Genomic DNA, 14,815 nt, shown 5'->3' on the forward strand with positions numbered 1-14,815 from the left:
GTCCGAGTTGAGGTCTGAGTTAACTCTGTCTCGCTATGTTGTGTTTGTGACATCGCTGGCCGAAATCCCCCCTCCACAGCAGGGCGCGTTGCACCAGGTGCCCGCTCCGCTCCCGCCGCTGTGCCACGTGACGGTGGTAGGGCCGCGCAGGAAGGCCGACCTGGCACTGCCCGCCGACATCCCGCTGCCGCACGTCCTGCCGGGGCTGCTCAGAGCCATGGGCGAGCTGGGCGGCGACATCGCCACCGCGCCCGGCTGGACGCTTCAGCGGCTCGGCGGCCCGCCCTTCGACCTGGGACAGAGCCTCGGCGCGCTGGGCGTGCTGGACGGCGAGATCCTCTACCTGCGCCCGCGCGCGGTGTCGCTGCCGCCGGCCAGGTTCGACGACGTCGCCGACGTGGTCGCCACCGGCGTGCGCGAGGGCAAGGGCAAGTGGTCACCCGACCTGACCCGCGGGCTCGGCGGCGGGGCGGCCTGCGGGCTGCTCGTCGCCGGCGCCGTGGCGCTGGCCTTCGGCGGCCTGACCCCCATGGTGACCGCGATCGTGGCCGGGGCGCTCGCGCTGCTGATCGTCGGCGTGGGGATGGCCATCTCGCGCGCGGTCGGCGACTCCGGCTCCGGCGCGCTGATCGGGTACGCCGCCCTCCCGTACGCGTTCCTGGCCGGGCTGCTGGCCCCGGCGGCGGGCGGCGGGCTGATGACCGTCGGCTCGCCGCAACTGCTCGGGGCCCTGGCCTGCACCGCGCTGGTGGCCACGCTCGGCGGCACCGCGATCGCGGACGGCGTGCCGGGCTTCCTCGGCACGGCCATCGCCTCGATGACCGGCGCGGTCTGCGCGGCCGTCGTCATGGTGACGGGGGCGTCGCCCGCGGGCGTGGCGGCCGTGGGCGCGGCCGTCGTGATGGCGCTCAGCCCGCTGGTGCCCGTGTTGTCGTTCCGGCTGGCCCGCGTGCCGCTGCCGGTGATGCCCACCAACGCCGAGGAGCTGCGCGGCGACAACCAGCGGCTCGACAGCGCCTCGGTGCTGGAGCGCACCGGCGCGGCGCGGCGGTACGCCACCGGCATGGTCGTGGGCGTCGCGCTGGTCGGGGCCGGGGCGCACGCGCTGTTCGTCGCGGACGGCCGGTGGATCTCGGTGGCGATGTCCGTGGTGCTGGCGTTCACGCAGATCATGCGGGCCCGGGTGTTCCAGGGCGTCGGGCAGCGGCTCTGGCTGCTGCTGGTCGGGCTGGCCGCGCTCGGCGCGGTGGCCGTGTCCGTCGGGGTCGGCGTGGGCGGCGTGGCCTCGGTGGCCGTGGTGCTGGGGCTGCTGTGGGCGGCCATGGTGGTCGTCGGCATGGGCGTGTGGCTGCCCGGCGGCAGGCCGTCGCCGTTCTGGGGGAGGGCCGCCGACATCCTCGAATGGGCGCTGATCGTCGCGCTGGTGCCGCTGGCGCTCGGGGTGCTGGAGGTCTACGCCTGGGTACGCGGCCTGGCCGGTTAGCCGGCTCGTTCCCGAAGTGAACATCACGAAGCCCTGATTGTGGTTAACTCGCACCGATGTGCCCTATGGGAGGGATGGTGTCGGTGACGGATTTCGGGGACTTCGGCAACATCGACATGGACCGGCTCCTGAACAGCATGGACGAGCAGCTGAGCAAGTCCGAGGAGCTGCAGAAGGCCATGTCCGCCCTGGTGGGCAGGGGAGAGGACGAAGGGCACCTGGTCGTCGTCGAGTACGCCCAGGAGGGCCTGCGCACCCTGGACATCCACCCGAAGGCGATGCGGCTGAGCGCGGCCGAGCTGTCGGAGCGGATCAAGGAGGCCATCGCGGCGGCGACCGCCGACCTGCAACGCCAGGCCGACGAGCTGCTGACCGAGATCTTCGGCGTGCACGGCAACCCGATGCGCATGCTGGAGAACCCCGACCGGGCGCTGCGCGAGGTCCGCAAGGCCGAGGCCAGCTACGAGCGGGCGTTTGACGACGTAATGGGAGAACTCGACAGAATCCGCCGCGAACTGGACCTGTGATTGACCAGGGCGTTTGCTGACATGTCGAGAAGTTGTTACATCTTGGCCATTGGGTCTGCTGTTACTCATGGGCAGTTTGGTGCTTATATGGTTTAGCGACCGAAATGATCGTTACGGAGGTGACGAGTGTCCGAATTCTTTGGGGCAAGCCCGAGCCAGATCAAGGTGGCCTCTGGCCACGTGGTGGACACCGCCCAGTACATCGAGGGTCTGAGGACGGCGGTGGAGACGACCGCCAACGGTCTTCTCGCGACCGGCTGGCTCGGCCCGGCGGCGGCCCGGTTCAAGAACGCCATGACCAACTGGGACAACTCCATGCGGAACGTACGGACCGACCTGGAGGGGATCGCCGACAAGATGGGCGTCAACGCGGTCGTCTACTCCGCGGCCGACCAGGACGTCCAGGCCGGTATGGGCCGCGTCGAGTCCCTGATCAACGTCGACATCAAGTAGGAGGGGGACCGCGGTGTCCGCTGAGCTCGACTTCACCAAAGTCAACTTTGGGCACATGGAGCTCGCCCAGGGCGACTTCATCAAGATCCTCGGCTCCTTCGAGAAGGCCACCGACGACCTGATGGCCCGGCTGAAGAACGACCTGGCCGGCCATTGGGAGGGCCCGGACGGCGCCGAGACGTTCTTCCGGCAGCACGAGCAGAAGTGGCAGGCCGCGGCCGCCCAGATGCGCGGGCAGCTGGACGAGCTGCAGAAGGCCGTCCAGATCGCGAACGAGAACTACCGCGCGGCCGAGAACCGCAACAAGTCCATCTGGTACGACGGCTGACGTCTTCTGCTCGGCCACCCGCGCGGTGGCCGAGCCTGGTGATGGGAGGATCATGGCCGGGCTCGAACCCGAACCGTGGCCGGGGCTCGACGACACCGACGCCGAGCTCTACTACAACGTGGGCAAGATGCGGGCCATCGCCGACGACCTGGAGATCGCCCTGGCGCTCACGCAGGGCGCCGGCGGCAACAGGGACGGCGTCACCGGCTCGGTCGAGACCCTCACGAGGTACTTCGCGCTGGGCGAGGAGCACATCGGGCGGTGGCCGGCGGCCAGCGCCCTCGCGCACAGCGTGGGCAGCACCGGCGCGGACCCCGGCGGCCAGGTGTCGTTGGAGGGCCGCGGAGCGCTGCTGACCGCCCTGTACCAGGACTACGTCGAGTGCTGCCAGAAGCTGGTCAAGGCCATCAGGGACAGCGCCGACAGTTACGCCAAGACGAACCCGGGCCGAGAGTGAGCAGCGTTGGCTGAGCGCAAGGTCGACATCCGTGACAATTCCCGGCGGCCGAAGAGCGAGCCGGTCACCGCGTCGCGGGAGCAGATCGAGGGATGGCTCAAGGCCACCTCCGCCATGGAGGTGCACGACCGGGGCCTGTCCTACAAGCAGGTGGCCAAGGTCGTCCGCGGGGTGGCCGACGCGCTGCCGCAGATCGGCAAGGATCTGTCCGGCGCCTGGCGGTCGGACACCTCCGCCCAGGCGCAGCGGGCGCTCCAGCTGCTCCACGCCTCCGGGCGCGAGATCGCCGAGGCCATGGACAAGATGTCCGAGGCGCTGATCCTGTACGGGCGCGACTACCTGCCCAAGGCGATCGAGGAGGTCGAGGCCGCCAAGAACCAGAAGACGGCGGTCCCGGCGCCCTCGCCCGGCGCGGCGCCGAAGCCGCCGTCCGCGACGCCGTCGCCGTCGTACACGCCGCCGGTGCTCGGGCCCGTGACCTCGCACAACGTGCCGGAGCCCAAGCCGGGCCTCACCAAGTCGCCCACGGAGATGCAGGCCGACGTGGCCCGGCGGGCGCTGGAGAAGCTCAACAACCACATCGTCGACCTGTACGACTTCCGGATCCCGGAGAGCGTCGTCGTCGAGCTGCCCGAGGTGAAGCCCGCCGAGGCGCCGGCTCCCGAACGGGACATGCCGCTCACCGACCCCTCGCCGTACGGGAAGGGCTCGTACTGGACCGGCGGCGGCCATGACAGCGGCGGCACGGGCGGCTCGACCGGCTCCGGCACGCACGGCGGCTCCGGCGGATCGGGCGGATCAGGCGGTTCGGGCGGTTCCGGCGGTTCGGGCGGCACCGGCGGCCACGACGGCGGCACCGGCACCGACCCCCGCCCCGGGGACCAGACCCCCGGCGGCGACAACCCGGGCACCGACAACCCGGGCACCGACCGGCCGGACACCCCCGGGACGGACACCCCAGGCGCCGACCAGCCGGGCGGCCAGGGCGCCGGATCAGGGACCGGCGGCTCGGCCACCACCGGCGACGGCACCACGCCTCCCGTGCTCGACAACAACACCACCGGTGACCGCGCCACCCAGTCGCAGGACGTGGACGTCCGCGACCCGCGCGCCACCGAGACCGCCGGTTACCACCCGACCACCACCCCCGGGTACCCCGGCACCCCGAACCAGCCGTTCGTGACCCAGCCCGCCTACCCCTCGCCGTCCGCGGGGACGCCCGCGGTGATCGGCGGCCCCGGGTCGTACGTCCAGGGGAGTGCGCCCGCGGCGGCGGCCAGGACGGGCGCGACGGGCGGCGCCGGCATGCCGTTCATGCCGTTCGGCGGCAGCGGCGGGCCGGTCCCCGAGGAGGGACAGGTCGAGACCTCGACCCTCCTGAAGGAGGACAACGACGTGTGGAGCCACCACGAGGGCTCCATCTCACCGGTGATCGGCTAAGGAGGCGGCCATGGCACTCGAACTGGACCCCAACTGGCCAGGTCTCGACGGGGACAAGGACAACTACACCAACCGCACGGAGATCAAGCGCATCGCCGGCGAGCTGAGCGAGCTGCTCAAGAAGCTGAAGACACCCACGCTCCCGCCGGTGACGCAGTTCCTGACCGCGCCGGGGCAGCCGGCCCCCGGGCCGAAGCTGCCCGAGGGCGCCGGCTCGCTGCCCGATCTCCAGCGCTACTGTGCGCTCAGCCAGGACCAGATGGGCGAGTGGCCCGCCGCCATGCACTTCGGGCTGGCGGTCAACTCGGCCTACTCCCAGCTGATCGGCGAGCCGGGTTCCACCAGCGGCCTTTACGCCGCCATGGTCGGGCAGGGCGACAGCACGGTGGAGGCGCTGCTCGACATCTCCAAGACGTCCGACGGCGCCGAGCAGGCGACCGAGGAAGCCGCCGCGCGGCGGGAGGCCTGACACCCATGGCCGAGCCCAAGAAGCAGACGTACAAGCTCGTCTACAACACCGGCCCGGTCGACACCTCCACCCCGGACGTGTCGTTCATGGGCAGCCTGTTCAGCGACACGCTCGACAAGGTCAAGAACTGGATCGACGCCACCGACCCTGAGTCGATCAAGCTCGCCGGCCTCTACTACACGCGGGCCGAGACGCTGCTGAACGGCTTCGCCGGTGAACTGAAGGCCAAGGCGGCCGAGCTGGCCAAGAACTACACGGGCCCGGCCGCCGTCGAGACGCAGAAGCAGCTCCAGACCCTGCACGCCAGCGTGCGCGAGCTGGCCAGGAAACTCGGCGAGATGGGCCGCCCGGTCCATGCGTACGGCGAGACGCTGAACTGGGCGCAGGCCAACGTGGTCGAGTCGATGGACCACGACTCGCGCACGGACCGCGACGTCGACTGGGCCGGGCGGGTGCCGTTCTACCGGTTCTACCGGGGCGACAAACGGGCCGTCGAGCACCTGAAGAAGGTCAACGAGCGCATCGTCGAGCACTACAAGCAGCTGCCCGTCGAGGTCCAGACCGCGCTGCCGGACCCGAGCGTCCCGGAGCTGCCGGACTTCAACAACGGCGGCGGAAGCGTGCCGGGCGCGCCGGACCTGAGCGGCAAGGGCGGGGCGGGCAACATCCCCGTCTCCTCGATCGGGCCGGACGCCGTGCCGGGCGGTCCCGGGTACATCGACGGCAAGGTGCCGGGTGACGGGGGAACGGGCGCCTACCCGGCGGTCCACTATCCCGACGGCTCGGGCACGAACGGCTCCGGCGTGAACGTCGGCGGCGTCCAGGGCTACGACGCCGGGGACAACCCGTACGGCGGGGCCGACTCCTCGGCCCTGAACGGCGCCTCGCTGGGCTCCACGCCGCCGGTTTCGACCGCCGGCCTGCCGTCGGGCACCGGCGACGACACCGCGAACCTGGCCGGGTACGACCCGTCCATGTCGGGGATGCCCAACAGCGCCTTTCCCACGACGACGGGCGGCTCACCCTACGGCGGCGCGGGATCGGGAGCCGGAGGCGGCTTCGGAGCGGCGGGCGTGGGCGGGGGCGGGGCGGCGGGCGCCGCCATGTACGGCACCGGCGGCGGCTCCGGGTTCGTCGCTCCCGGCATGATGGGCGGAATGCCCGCTCGTGGCGGCGAGAGCGGCGAGAAGCACGACAGCGAGAACTCGACCTGGCTCGCCGAGGACGACGACGTGTGGGGCGGCCCGGAGGGCACCACGCCGAGCACGCTCACCTGAGGCCGCGCTGCGCGCTCGTCCGGCGCCCGGAGCCGCCGCACCACGCCTGCGGGCCGATCCTCGCGACCGGCCCGCCCCCGGCGCGCGGCCCACTGCCCGCCCGCAAGCCGCCCCCCGTGCGGGGAGCGGCGGTGCGGGGGGCGCCCGGAGGCGCCGCCCCGCTCATGGACGCGCGCTCGCGTCAGCCGCAGTGCTCGAAGGGGCTGTCGTACGCGGTCGAGCCGATCGCGCCGCCCCACTTGACGCAGGTACGCAGGGCCTTGGCCCGGACCGGACCGGCGTAGTACTGGTAGCTGCCCGCGTCGGTGCTCCTGGCCTTGCCCTTGACCTCCAGGTAGGCCCGCACGGCCGCCTTGCCCGAGCCGCTGTTGCGCAGCGTGGTGACGCAGTTCTGGCCGGTGGAGGCCGAGTACAGCAGGACGACCCGGCCCTGGTTGCCGAGCGGCGCGGAGTCGATCTGCTTGTAGCCAGCACCGCAGACCTGCTCGGCCGAGTACGGGTTGCCGCCGCCGGTGCTGGGCTTGCCCGGGTCGGCGGGCGCGGGCGTGCCGCCGCCGCCCTGGCAGTTGTTCGACTTCAGCGTCTGGTGGCTGTAGCCGAAGGTGGTGCCGTTGAACTTGGCCGGCACGATCTTGCCCGACGACGAGCGCTGCTCGTAGTGCAGGTGGGCGATGATGCCCTTGTACTTGGCCGAGGTGTTGCCCACCTGGCCGACCTGCTGGCCCTGCGCGACGTTCGCGCCCGGGGAGACCGTGCGCTTCTTCATGTGGGCGTACAGCGAGACGCTGCCGTCGGAGTGCCGGATCTTGACCACGTTGCCGAAGCCGTCGGCGGTCCGGTACTCCGACATGATCACCTTGCCGGCCGCCGAGGCCACCACGGTACGGCCCATGTCGGCGTTGCCGTCGCCGTACGAGCCGTTGAAGTCGATCTCGTAGCCACCGGTGTGCGCGCTGCTGTCGTTGCTGTCGCCGGTCCAGGTCTCGCCGCACGGGAACGGAAGCTGGTGGACGACGGCGGCGCTGGCGCTCGCCGCGCTCGTGCCGGTGAGGGGCAGCGCGGCGATGCCACACACACCCACGATCAGGGTCTTGATCCGCATGCGGGAAAGGCTGCCATCCTGATCAACGGTCAGTCTAGATCATTCGCAAAGTGTTCACGCTAAAAGTTGATATTTGTCGATATCGTAGCCAGGACTGTGCAAAACGCAGTTTTCGGACAGGGAGGGTCAGATGGGCGCAGGAGAGAACTCCGCCGCCAGCCTGGGACTATCCCCGGCGGGCCTCGGCGGGGCCACGATCCGGTTCACCGACAAGAAGATCAGCAAACTGGGCAGCGACATCGCCGACCAGGAACCGGGCATGGGCAAGATCGAGACGAACACGAAGGGGATCACCATCGAATCCCCCGGGTTCGGCATCGTCGGCCTCGGCCTCTCCTACGCCCACGAGCAGATCAAGAACGGCGCCGGCGACACGGTCGCCATGGCCAGGTCCGTCCTGAAGGACTACAAGACGGCGCTGGAGCAGCTGGAGAAGAACTACGAGAAGGTCGACAAGGACAACGACGGCCTGATCAAGGAGTACGGCGACGGCCCCGGCCCCGGCCCCGGTCCCGGCCCCGGCCCCGGCGGCATCGATCCGACCAAGCTGGGCGGTGGCGGTGGTGGCGGCCTGCCGCCGATGAACATGCCCGACGACAAGCTCCCGGACGACAAGCTCCTGGACAACAAGTTGCCCGACAACAAGCTGCCTGACGACAAGTTGCCGGACGACAAGTTCCCGGACGACAAGCTTCCTGACGACAAGCTGCCGGACAACAAGCTCCCGGACAACAAGCTCCCCGACAACAACCTGCCCGACCCCAACGCCATCAACGCGAACCTGCCCAAGACGCCGTCCATCGAGGATCAGCTCAACCACAACACCGACGTCCCGGACCTCAAGAGCGCGCTCCCGGACCCGTCCCAGACCAAGCTGTCCGGTCTGGACCCCAACGCCCTGAACTCCGCCATTCCCAGCACCGGCAACCTGACCGGCCGTCCCATCGATTTCCCCACGTCGGGCGGCTACGGCAGTTCGTCGGGCCCCGGCGGGACCACCACGGGCGCGGGCGCGGCCGCGGGCGGCCTGCGCGGCGCCGGCGCGGCCGGCATGTCGGGCATGCCGTTCATGCCCATGTCGGGCGGCGCGGCCGGCAACGAGCAGAACCGCGAGCGGGAGAAGCCGGAGTACGTGCGCGGCGACGAGAACGACTGGCTCGACGACATGGACATCGCACCGCCGGTCCTCGGCGAGTGAGAAGGAAGACGACATGGCATACGAAGAAGACCGCTGGCTGATCCTCGCCGCGGCCGGCGTGGCGACCGCGAACGCCGCGGTGCTCTTCGAGTACCCGCTGGCCAGGAACGTCGCGATCATGGTAGGCGCCCTCGTGTCCAACCCCGGCGCCGTGGCGAAGGCGGCCGTGGAGTGGTTGGCGCCCGTCGTCGGCGAGGACGGGTTGGACTTCCAGGCCATCGGCGGTGCGATCGTCAAGCTCTCCGAGGAGGTCGCCAGCAAGGAGTACTGGACGGGGCCGGCCTGGGAGGTGTTCAAGAAGTCCGCGGACGACTTCGCCCAGCAGGTGAAGGCGGCCTCGGCCTACTTCCAGAACGTCTCCAGCGGCATGGACACGATCGCCACGCTCTACCACTATGCCGTCTACGTCGCCTGTCTGGTGGCCGCGATCACGACGGCCCTCGCCGCCGCGAAATGGCTGACCTTCATCGTCCCCATCTTCGTCGCGGTGGTGATGCGGGGGCAGATCAACGGCATCCTGATCGCGCTCGCCCAGATCCTCAGGGGCATCGTCGGCAAGAACGTCAAGTCAGCCGCCATGCTCGCGGGCATCCTGGCCACGGTGAACGGCATGTGCGCCATGATGACCCAGGTCATCGACAAGGGCCGTCCGAAGGCCAACTTCGGGCCCAGCGACCTCGAGTACGTCGGCAACGGGGAGGAGAAGCCCGGCACCCTGCAGCGCAAGAACGGCGGCATGCCTGACCTGACGACGGCCGGCGGCCTCATCTGACCCCGACCCGCACCTCGTCCCGGCGCCCCGGCCCGGCTTCCGCCGGCCGGGTCCGTCGCTCACTGGGCCGTGACCTGCACCGGTGAGCGCGCCGCCGTCGGGTCGAGCGCCGGGCCCTCCGGGATCAGGTGGACGAGGTTGTAGGGCACCGGCGTGACGTCCTCGGCGCCGTACCCCAGCTTGTTGATCTGGTCCCCGGTCTGCAGCGGGAACCTCCTGCCCTGGTCGGTGAGCAGGAAGTAGGTCTGCACGAACGCCTTCTGGCCGTCCCCGGGCAGCAGGCCGCCCAGGGCCGCGCCGCCGGCGGGCAGCAGCACCTGGTCGAAGTGCTCCTGGTCGCTCCGGGACGTGGGCGCAGGGATGGTCATCGTCGCGCCGACCGTGATCTTCGCCTGCGCTGAGCCGTTCTGCGTGTCGGCGTACACCGCGCACAGCGCCGCCGAGGACGTGACCGTTCTGGGCAGGCTCGTCGGCAGGCCGCCGACCGTGAGGGTCTGGCGGGAGGTCCTGCCGTTCGCGGTGGCGGCGTCGATCTCCAGTGGGACGGCGGCGCGCCTGCCGTACGCGGCCTTGGTCTTCGGGTCGGCGAGCAGCAGCGTCGCCTGGGTGAGGTTGACGGGGGCGAGCCCGTCGGCGAGCAGCACGTACCAGCGGTCGGGAGCCCCGCCCATGCCCTTCACGGTGTAGACCTGACCGACCGCCCCCTTGCCGCCCCCGGGGGCGACGGCGCGCCGGCCCAGGCCGGTGATGGGCGGCGGCATGAAGTCGGGGCCGGGAGGGATCGCGTTGATCCAGGTCGAGGGCACTCTTCTGGGATGGGCGTTGAGCGCGCGCACACCCGTCTCGGTCACCTTCATGCGCCGGTCGTTCCAGACCACCCAGCCCTGCTGGCCGTCCGTGACGACCAGCGCGTCGCCGCCCACGGGTGTCCCGCCGACGTCCTGTCCGCCCACCAGCGTGACGTACGGCCCCCGCGCCCCGGCGGCCTGCGCCGGCTCGGTCACGCACGCCGACCACGGGCCCTTCACCAGCTTCTCGCGGGCCGGAAGGCTGTCCGGCGCGCCCGCGATGCCCACCAGCGGCCCGCGCGGCAGCGTCGCCAGCGACGCGGCGGAGACGTTGCGCACCTTGAAGTCGGTCGCGTCGAGCAGCAGCAGCGCCGAGACGTAGTTGGCGGTCGGCAGCAGCCGCCCCTGCTCCTGGCTGTAGACGTAGGTAGCGCCCGTCTCCTCCTCGACCAGGAGCTGGCCGGCCTCGGTCAGGTTCGTCGCCCCGCCGGGCTTGAGCAGCCCCCAGATCCCGAACACCGCCGCGATGAGCACGCCCACGAGCACGCCGCAGAACATCGCCACGTTGTGCCGCCGCATGGGCGTCTCCGGCACATCGGGCTCAGCCTGCAGCAACGCCATGCCCAGGCGCTGCTGCATCAGCCGATGAGCCTGGTAGAGGTCCTTCCGGGTCTGCATCTCACCTCTCCCGTATCGCAGGGATCAGCATAGAACGCTCTTGTGTCATGAACCCCTACGGAAGTAGCAAACCCCAATAGAACGCCCACGGAACGAAGGCCACACCCGCCGCGACGAGCAGGCCCAGCCGTACCCGCTCGCCGGTCGCGCGTTCCCGCCGCCACGTGCGCGCTGCCGGCGCCGTCGCCACGACGGTGGCCACCGCGACGGCCTGCAGCGCCAGCCAGACGAGCGGCCTGCCGAGGAGCATAGGACCGGGCGCGGCCAGCTTCCCGCCGGTGGACATCAGGTAGAACAGGTAGGCGAACCCGCCCAGCGCCGCCACGAGCCCTCCGGCGCTGCCCACCCGAGCCGCCGCCGTCCCCTTGACCGACGTGCCCCGGACTGCTGCCGTTTCCGCGGTCGGCGTGCCCCGGACCGCTGCCGTTTCATTGGTCGGCGTGGCTTGGGCGGCTGTCGTTTCTCTGGTCGGCGTGGGCCGGGCCGCGCCGCGGCCCCGGATCCGCCGGACCACGGCAACCGCCGGATATCCGGCGAACCCGGCCAGGAACAGCGCCAGGACCGCCGTCTGCGCGAAGGCCGACTCCCACCACGCTGGGGGCGGCGTCCCGACGGAGTCCTCTGCCTGGACGGGCGCGGGCCCCGACACCTCCGCGACCGGAGCCCGACCCGAGGTCGCCTTCGCCACCCAGCCGCCCACCAGCTCGGCGTAACCGGGAGCGAGCTCGGGCAGACGCGTGACGCCGCCGTCCGGGGTCACATGAGCCGCGTGATCGGCCTTCTCGAAGAACCGGAACGTGTACCGCCTGTTGCCGCCCTTCTCCAACGCCGCGCGGAAGATCGGCGGCGTCTCGCGAGGCGGGGTCAGCAGGTCGTGCACGCCCCAGATCGCCAGCACCGGCTGCCGCACCGCGGCCAGGACCGGCTCGGGATCGTAGTAGGGCTCCGGGAACATGCCCCCGTCCGCGATCACCCGGTACAGCTTCGGCTCGGCGTGCTCGACCAGCGACCCGCCGACCCCCGCCTTGCGCAACCCGGCCGCCACGGCCCACGTCTGCTGCCGCAGGGGCTGCAACGCGTTGGCCCCGACCACCACCACGAACGCGATGTCCTTGGACTTGGAGGCGGCGAGCGGCGCCACCCACCCGCCCTCGCTGAGCCCCCAGATGCCGACCTTGCCGGGATCGACCCCGGGCTCCTTGCGCAGCGTCGCGACCGCGCCGAGCGCGTCGTCGGCGAGTTGCGCGTACGACCGATGGAACAGCGAATAGTTCACCGAGCGCTTGTCGTAGATCAGCACGGTCAGGCCCTGCCGGGCGAAGGCGACTGCCTCACCCAGCAGCTTCTCCCGAGACGTCCCCGTCCCCGCCCCATGCACCAACACAACCCCAGCCCGCCCACCCCCACCACTCGCGCCCTCCCCGGCGAGGTCGTCCCAGCTCAGCAAGGCGGGGTTGTCCCGGCCTTGCCAGGCCTCGCCGCTCAGGCTCTGCCCGGCCGCGCGCCCGGCCTGGGACGCGCGCCCGACCCGGGCCATGTCTCCGGGCTGCCCCTTGGCCCCGACTTGGGCTGTACCCCCGACCTGGGTTGTGCCTCCGACCTGGGGCGTACTCCCGGCCTGTGCTGTACCCCCGACCCCGGCTGTACCTCCGACCTGTGCTGTGCCTCCGGACTGGGCCGCGCTGCCGGCGCTTGAGGAGCTGATCGCGCTGGCCGACGGGCTGATCACGCTGCCGTGCAGCTCCAGCCCGCCGCTGCCGCGGAACGTGACCTCATGGACCGTCAGGTCACCCGGAACCGCGAGGCCACCGGGAGCCGCCTGGCCACCGAGAGCGGCGAGGCCACCGGGAGCCGCCAAGCCGCCGGGAACGGCGAGGCCGCCCGGAACTGCCGGTCCCGCGCGATCGAGTTCGACCGCCCCGGCCCCAGCGCCGCGCCGTCCTTCACCGGTCATTGCGGCCTTCTGGCCGAGATCGGCCGTCGTTGCGGCGTTCGAGGTGACGTCGGTGGCGGGGGCGGCACGACCCAGTCCGGGTGTACTGAGCCATAACACGACGCCGGCGACGGCGCTGAGGGAGACGGCGGCAGAGGCCGTGAAAAGGTTTCGCATATTGCCGACAGTAGTCTGCAGAGACATCTCGGCAAAGACATGTCTGCAGATATCGTCCTCAAGGACTAGCCTGCTCCCCATGAAGGACGACGAGCCCCTGGTGCTCCACGATCCCGACCGGCTCAAAGCCCTGGCCCATCCCATGCGCCGCCGCATGCTGACCCACCTGAACATCCACGGCCCAGCCACCTCCACCACCCTCGGCGAGCTGCTCGGCGCCAAGACCGGCACCACCAGCTACCACCTGCGCCAACTGGAGAAGTACGGCTTCATCGAGGAGATCCCCGAACGCTCCTCCGGCCGCGAACGCTGGTGGCGCCGCGCCGAACTCCCCAGGGACATCCGCCTCCCCGAGCCCGGCGATCTCGGCCCGGAGGATCAGGCGGTCCTGATCGAGTTCCACCGGATCGGGCTGGAGGAGGACCGCGCCCTGCTGGACCGCCTCCCCACCGCCTTCCAGACCGACCCGGACTGGGTCAAGGGCTCCCGAGGCCTCGCCCGCATGACCAAGGACGAGCTCAGGGAGTTCCACGACGCCTACGTGGCCCTGCTCCTGAAATACAGCCACCCCGCGGACGAGGCCCCACCCGACGCCCGCCCCCTGTACGTCCGCATGTACACCCTCCCCGCCGACGACTCCTGACCCCCATGTGCGTTCCCGTCTGAAGTGGCGACCTCTCACGCGACCTGGCGAAGCATGTGGCGAGTTCTCACCTGATCTGGCGAGGATGTCACTGCGCCTGGAGTGGTTCCTGGGGCTGTCGGCCGCCTTGGAGGCGACGTGTCACCGTTGGTCATCGAGTTGGATCCGCTGAGGGCTGCCGGCCCGGTGCTGCTGGGGGCTTCGTTCGAGGAAACAGGACGGGTGCTGGCGGCGTGGGGCGCGCCGCAGCCGTACGCGCCGTATCCGGGTGCGGAGCCGCTGGATTGGCGGCTGATGGGATCGGGAGTTGACGTGCACGTATGCTGCGGGTCCGCAGGAGTGGTGCAGACGGTCGAGATCTACCGAGACTTCGACGTGGAGCCGCGGGCGCAGGTGTTCCTGCTTGGTGTGGATCTGTTTTCGACGCCTGCCGAGCAGGTGATCGCGGAACTGCGAGCCCGCTTCGACGTCGAGGTCGACCAGGGCGACTGCGGCTTGGTGGTGCCGGAGTTGTCCGTTGGGATGTCCCGATCGGGGGTCCCGTATCCGGGGGCGGATCAGGAGACCATCGACCGCTACACGTGTTTCGAGAGCGTCCTGATCGCGAGCCGGGGCTACTACGACCCGCCGCCTCGGAACGGGGCATCATGAGCACGGGGCTGGCTGCGATGGACGAGTTCTAGGCAACTGCACCTTGGCCATCGGCGTCCCGTTCCCCGAAATCACTTCAAATGAGAAGGCAAGTGGCGAACCGCAGGTCAACGACGCCACCACTCGACAGATCAACAGAGAAGTCACACCCCACACCGCCGCCGCCCGCACGCATCGGGCCCCGGGGAGGCCGACCGGCCGCGGTGTCGTGGGCCTGAACCCTCCTCCCCGTCCGACGAGCCCGACCCCGGACGCCAGACAAGGGCCACCGAAGGGCTCCCACGCGCTGGGAACTCGGAAACGCTGGCTCAGGGCGGGGACTCGGGAGGGTTGGCTCGGGGTGGGGACTCGGGAGGGCTGGGTCGGGGTGGGCAGGCGCGTACACCCTCCCGTCCGACGAGCCTGACCGCGGATGCCATGCCCGGGCCGCCCGGACTCG

Annotated in this window: 16 protein-coding genes; 12 read left to right on the top strand and 4 right to left on the bottom strand. The window is 70.8% G+C overall.

The window, feature by feature from the left end; genetic code table 11:
• The first annotated feature begins 127 nt into the window (after nt 1-127).
• From eccD to ACIBK9_RS45955, 8 genes are all read left to right on the top strand, one after another.
• Nucleotides 128-1,483 carry a type VII secretion integral membrane protein EccD gene (gene eccD / locus ACIBK9_RS45920; RefSeq protein WP_397165325.1) on the top strand — a complete coding sequence of 452 codons (1,356 nt, stop codon included), beginning with the start codon at nt 128-130 and terminating at the stop codon, nt 1,481-1,483.
• Between the two features lie 74 nt (nt 1,484-1,557).
• A complete protein-coding gene (locus ACIBK9_RS45925) occupies nt 1,558-2,010 on the top strand; it encodes a YbaB/EbfC family nucleoid-associated protein (protein WP_397165326.1) in 453 nt (150 codons plus the stop codon).
• Between the two features lie 126 nt (nt 2,011-2,136).
• The gene (locus ACIBK9_RS45930) at nt 2,137-2,463 is read left to right on the top strand and encodes a WXG100 family type VII secretion target (RefSeq protein ID WP_358282492.1); all 327 of its coding nucleotides are present in this window, start codon (nt 2,137-2,139) and stop codon (nt 2,461-2,463) included.
• Nucleotides 2,464-2,476: 13 nt separating this feature from the next.
• Nucleotides 2,477-2,791 (top strand): WXG100 family type VII secretion target, encoded by a 315-nt coding sequence (locus ACIBK9_RS45935; RefSeq protein ID WP_357994585.1) that lies wholly within the window; start codon nt 2,477-2,479, stop codon nt 2,789-2,791.
• A gap of 52 nt (nt 2,792-2,843) precedes the next feature.
• The gene (locus ACIBK9_RS45940; RefSeq protein WP_397165328.1) at nt 2,844-3,248 is read left to right on the top strand and encodes a hypothetical protein; all 405 of its coding nucleotides are present in this window, start codon (nt 2,844-2,846) and stop codon (nt 3,246-3,248) included.
• A 6-nt stretch (nt 3,249-3,254) separates the two neighbouring features.
• Nucleotides 3,255-4,688: a hypothetical protein gene (locus tag ACIBK9_RS45945; RefSeq protein WP_397165330.1), complete on the top strand. Its 1,434-nt coding sequence runs from the start codon at nt 3,255-3,257 to the stop codon at nt 4,686-4,688.
• Nucleotides 4,689-4,698: 10 nt separating this feature from the next.
• Complete coding sequence (locus ACIBK9_RS45950; RefSeq protein WP_397165331.1) at nt 4,699-5,157, top strand: hypothetical protein; 459 nt, start codon at nt 4,699-4,701, stop codon at nt 5,155-5,157.
• 5 nt (nt 5,158-5,162) lie between these two features.
• On the top strand, nt 5,163-6,434 hold the full coding sequence (locus ACIBK9_RS45955; RefSeq protein ID WP_397165333.1) for a hypothetical protein: 1,272 nt from the start codon (nt 5,163-5,165) through the stop codon (nt 6,432-6,434).
• Nucleotides 6,435-6,615: 181 nt separating this feature from the next.
• On the opposite strand, the gene ACIBK9_RS45960 is transcribed toward ACIBK9_RS45955, so the two are convergent.
• Nucleotides 6,616-7,536, bottom strand: a complete 921-nt coding sequence (locus ACIBK9_RS45960) for a M23 family metallopeptidase (protein ID WP_397165335.1) — start codon at nt 7,534-7,536, stop codon at nt 6,616-6,618.
• Nucleotides 7,537-7,666: 130 nt separating this feature from the next.
• Here ACIBK9_RS45960 and ACIBK9_RS45965 point away from each other — a divergent pair, with 130 nt between their 5' ends.
• Both ACIBK9_RS45965 and ACIBK9_RS45970 read left to right on the top strand, forming a co-directional pair.
• A complete protein-coding gene (locus ACIBK9_RS45965) occupies nt 7,667-8,734 on the top strand; it encodes a hypothetical protein (RefSeq protein WP_397165336.1) in 1,068 nt (355 codons plus the stop codon).
• A gap of 13 nt (nt 8,735-8,747) precedes the next feature.
• On the top strand, nt 8,748-9,506 hold the full coding sequence (locus ACIBK9_RS45970; protein ID WP_397165338.1) for a hypothetical protein: 759 nt from the start codon (nt 8,748-8,750) through the stop codon (nt 9,504-9,506).
• 59 nt (nt 9,507-9,565) lie between these two features.
• Here the strand turns inward: ACIBK9_RS45970 and eccB are convergent, their stop codons facing one another.
• The 3 genes from eccB to ACIBK9_RS45985 form a co-directional block, all read right to left on the bottom strand.
• Nucleotides 9,566-10,972, bottom strand: a complete 1,407-nt coding sequence (eccB, locus tag ACIBK9_RS45975) for a type VII secretion protein EccB (RefSeq protein WP_397165340.1) — start codon at nt 10,970-10,972, stop codon at nt 9,566-9,568.
• A 55-nt stretch (nt 10,973-11,027) separates the two neighbouring features.
• Nucleotides 11,028-12,356 carry an alpha/beta hydrolase family protein gene (locus ACIBK9_RS45980; protein ID WP_397165341.1) on the bottom strand — a complete coding sequence of 443 codons (1,329 nt, stop codon included), beginning with the start codon at nt 12,354-12,356 and terminating at the stop codon, nt 11,028-11,030.
• Between the two features lie 398 nt (nt 12,357-12,754).
• Nucleotides 12,755-12,919 (bottom strand): hypothetical protein, encoded by a 165-nt coding sequence (locus ACIBK9_RS45985; RefSeq protein ID WP_397165342.1) that lies wholly within the window; start codon nt 12,917-12,919, stop codon nt 12,755-12,757.
• A 242-nt stretch (nt 12,920-13,161) separates the two neighbouring features.
• Between ACIBK9_RS45985 and ACIBK9_RS45990 the strand changes: the two genes are divergently transcribed.
• Together ACIBK9_RS45990 and ACIBK9_RS45995 are read left to right on the top strand one after the other, a co-directional pair.
• Nucleotides 13,162-13,725: an ArsR/SmtB family transcription factor gene (locus ACIBK9_RS45990; RefSeq protein WP_397165344.1), complete on the top strand. Its 564-nt coding sequence runs from the start codon at nt 13,162-13,164 to the stop codon at nt 13,723-13,725.
• A gap of 138 nt (nt 13,726-13,863) precedes the next feature.
• Nucleotides 13,864-14,376 (top strand): hypothetical protein, encoded by a 513-nt coding sequence (locus tag ACIBK9_RS45995; protein WP_397165346.1) that lies wholly within the window; start codon nt 13,864-13,866, stop codon nt 14,374-14,376.
• Nucleotides 14,377-14,815: the final 439 nt, after the last annotated feature.

It is taken from the genome of Nonomuraea sp. NPDC050227, from assembly GCF_044459705.1.
GTDB lineage: Bacteria > Actinomycetota > Actinomycetes > Streptosporangiales > Streptosporangiaceae > Nonomuraea.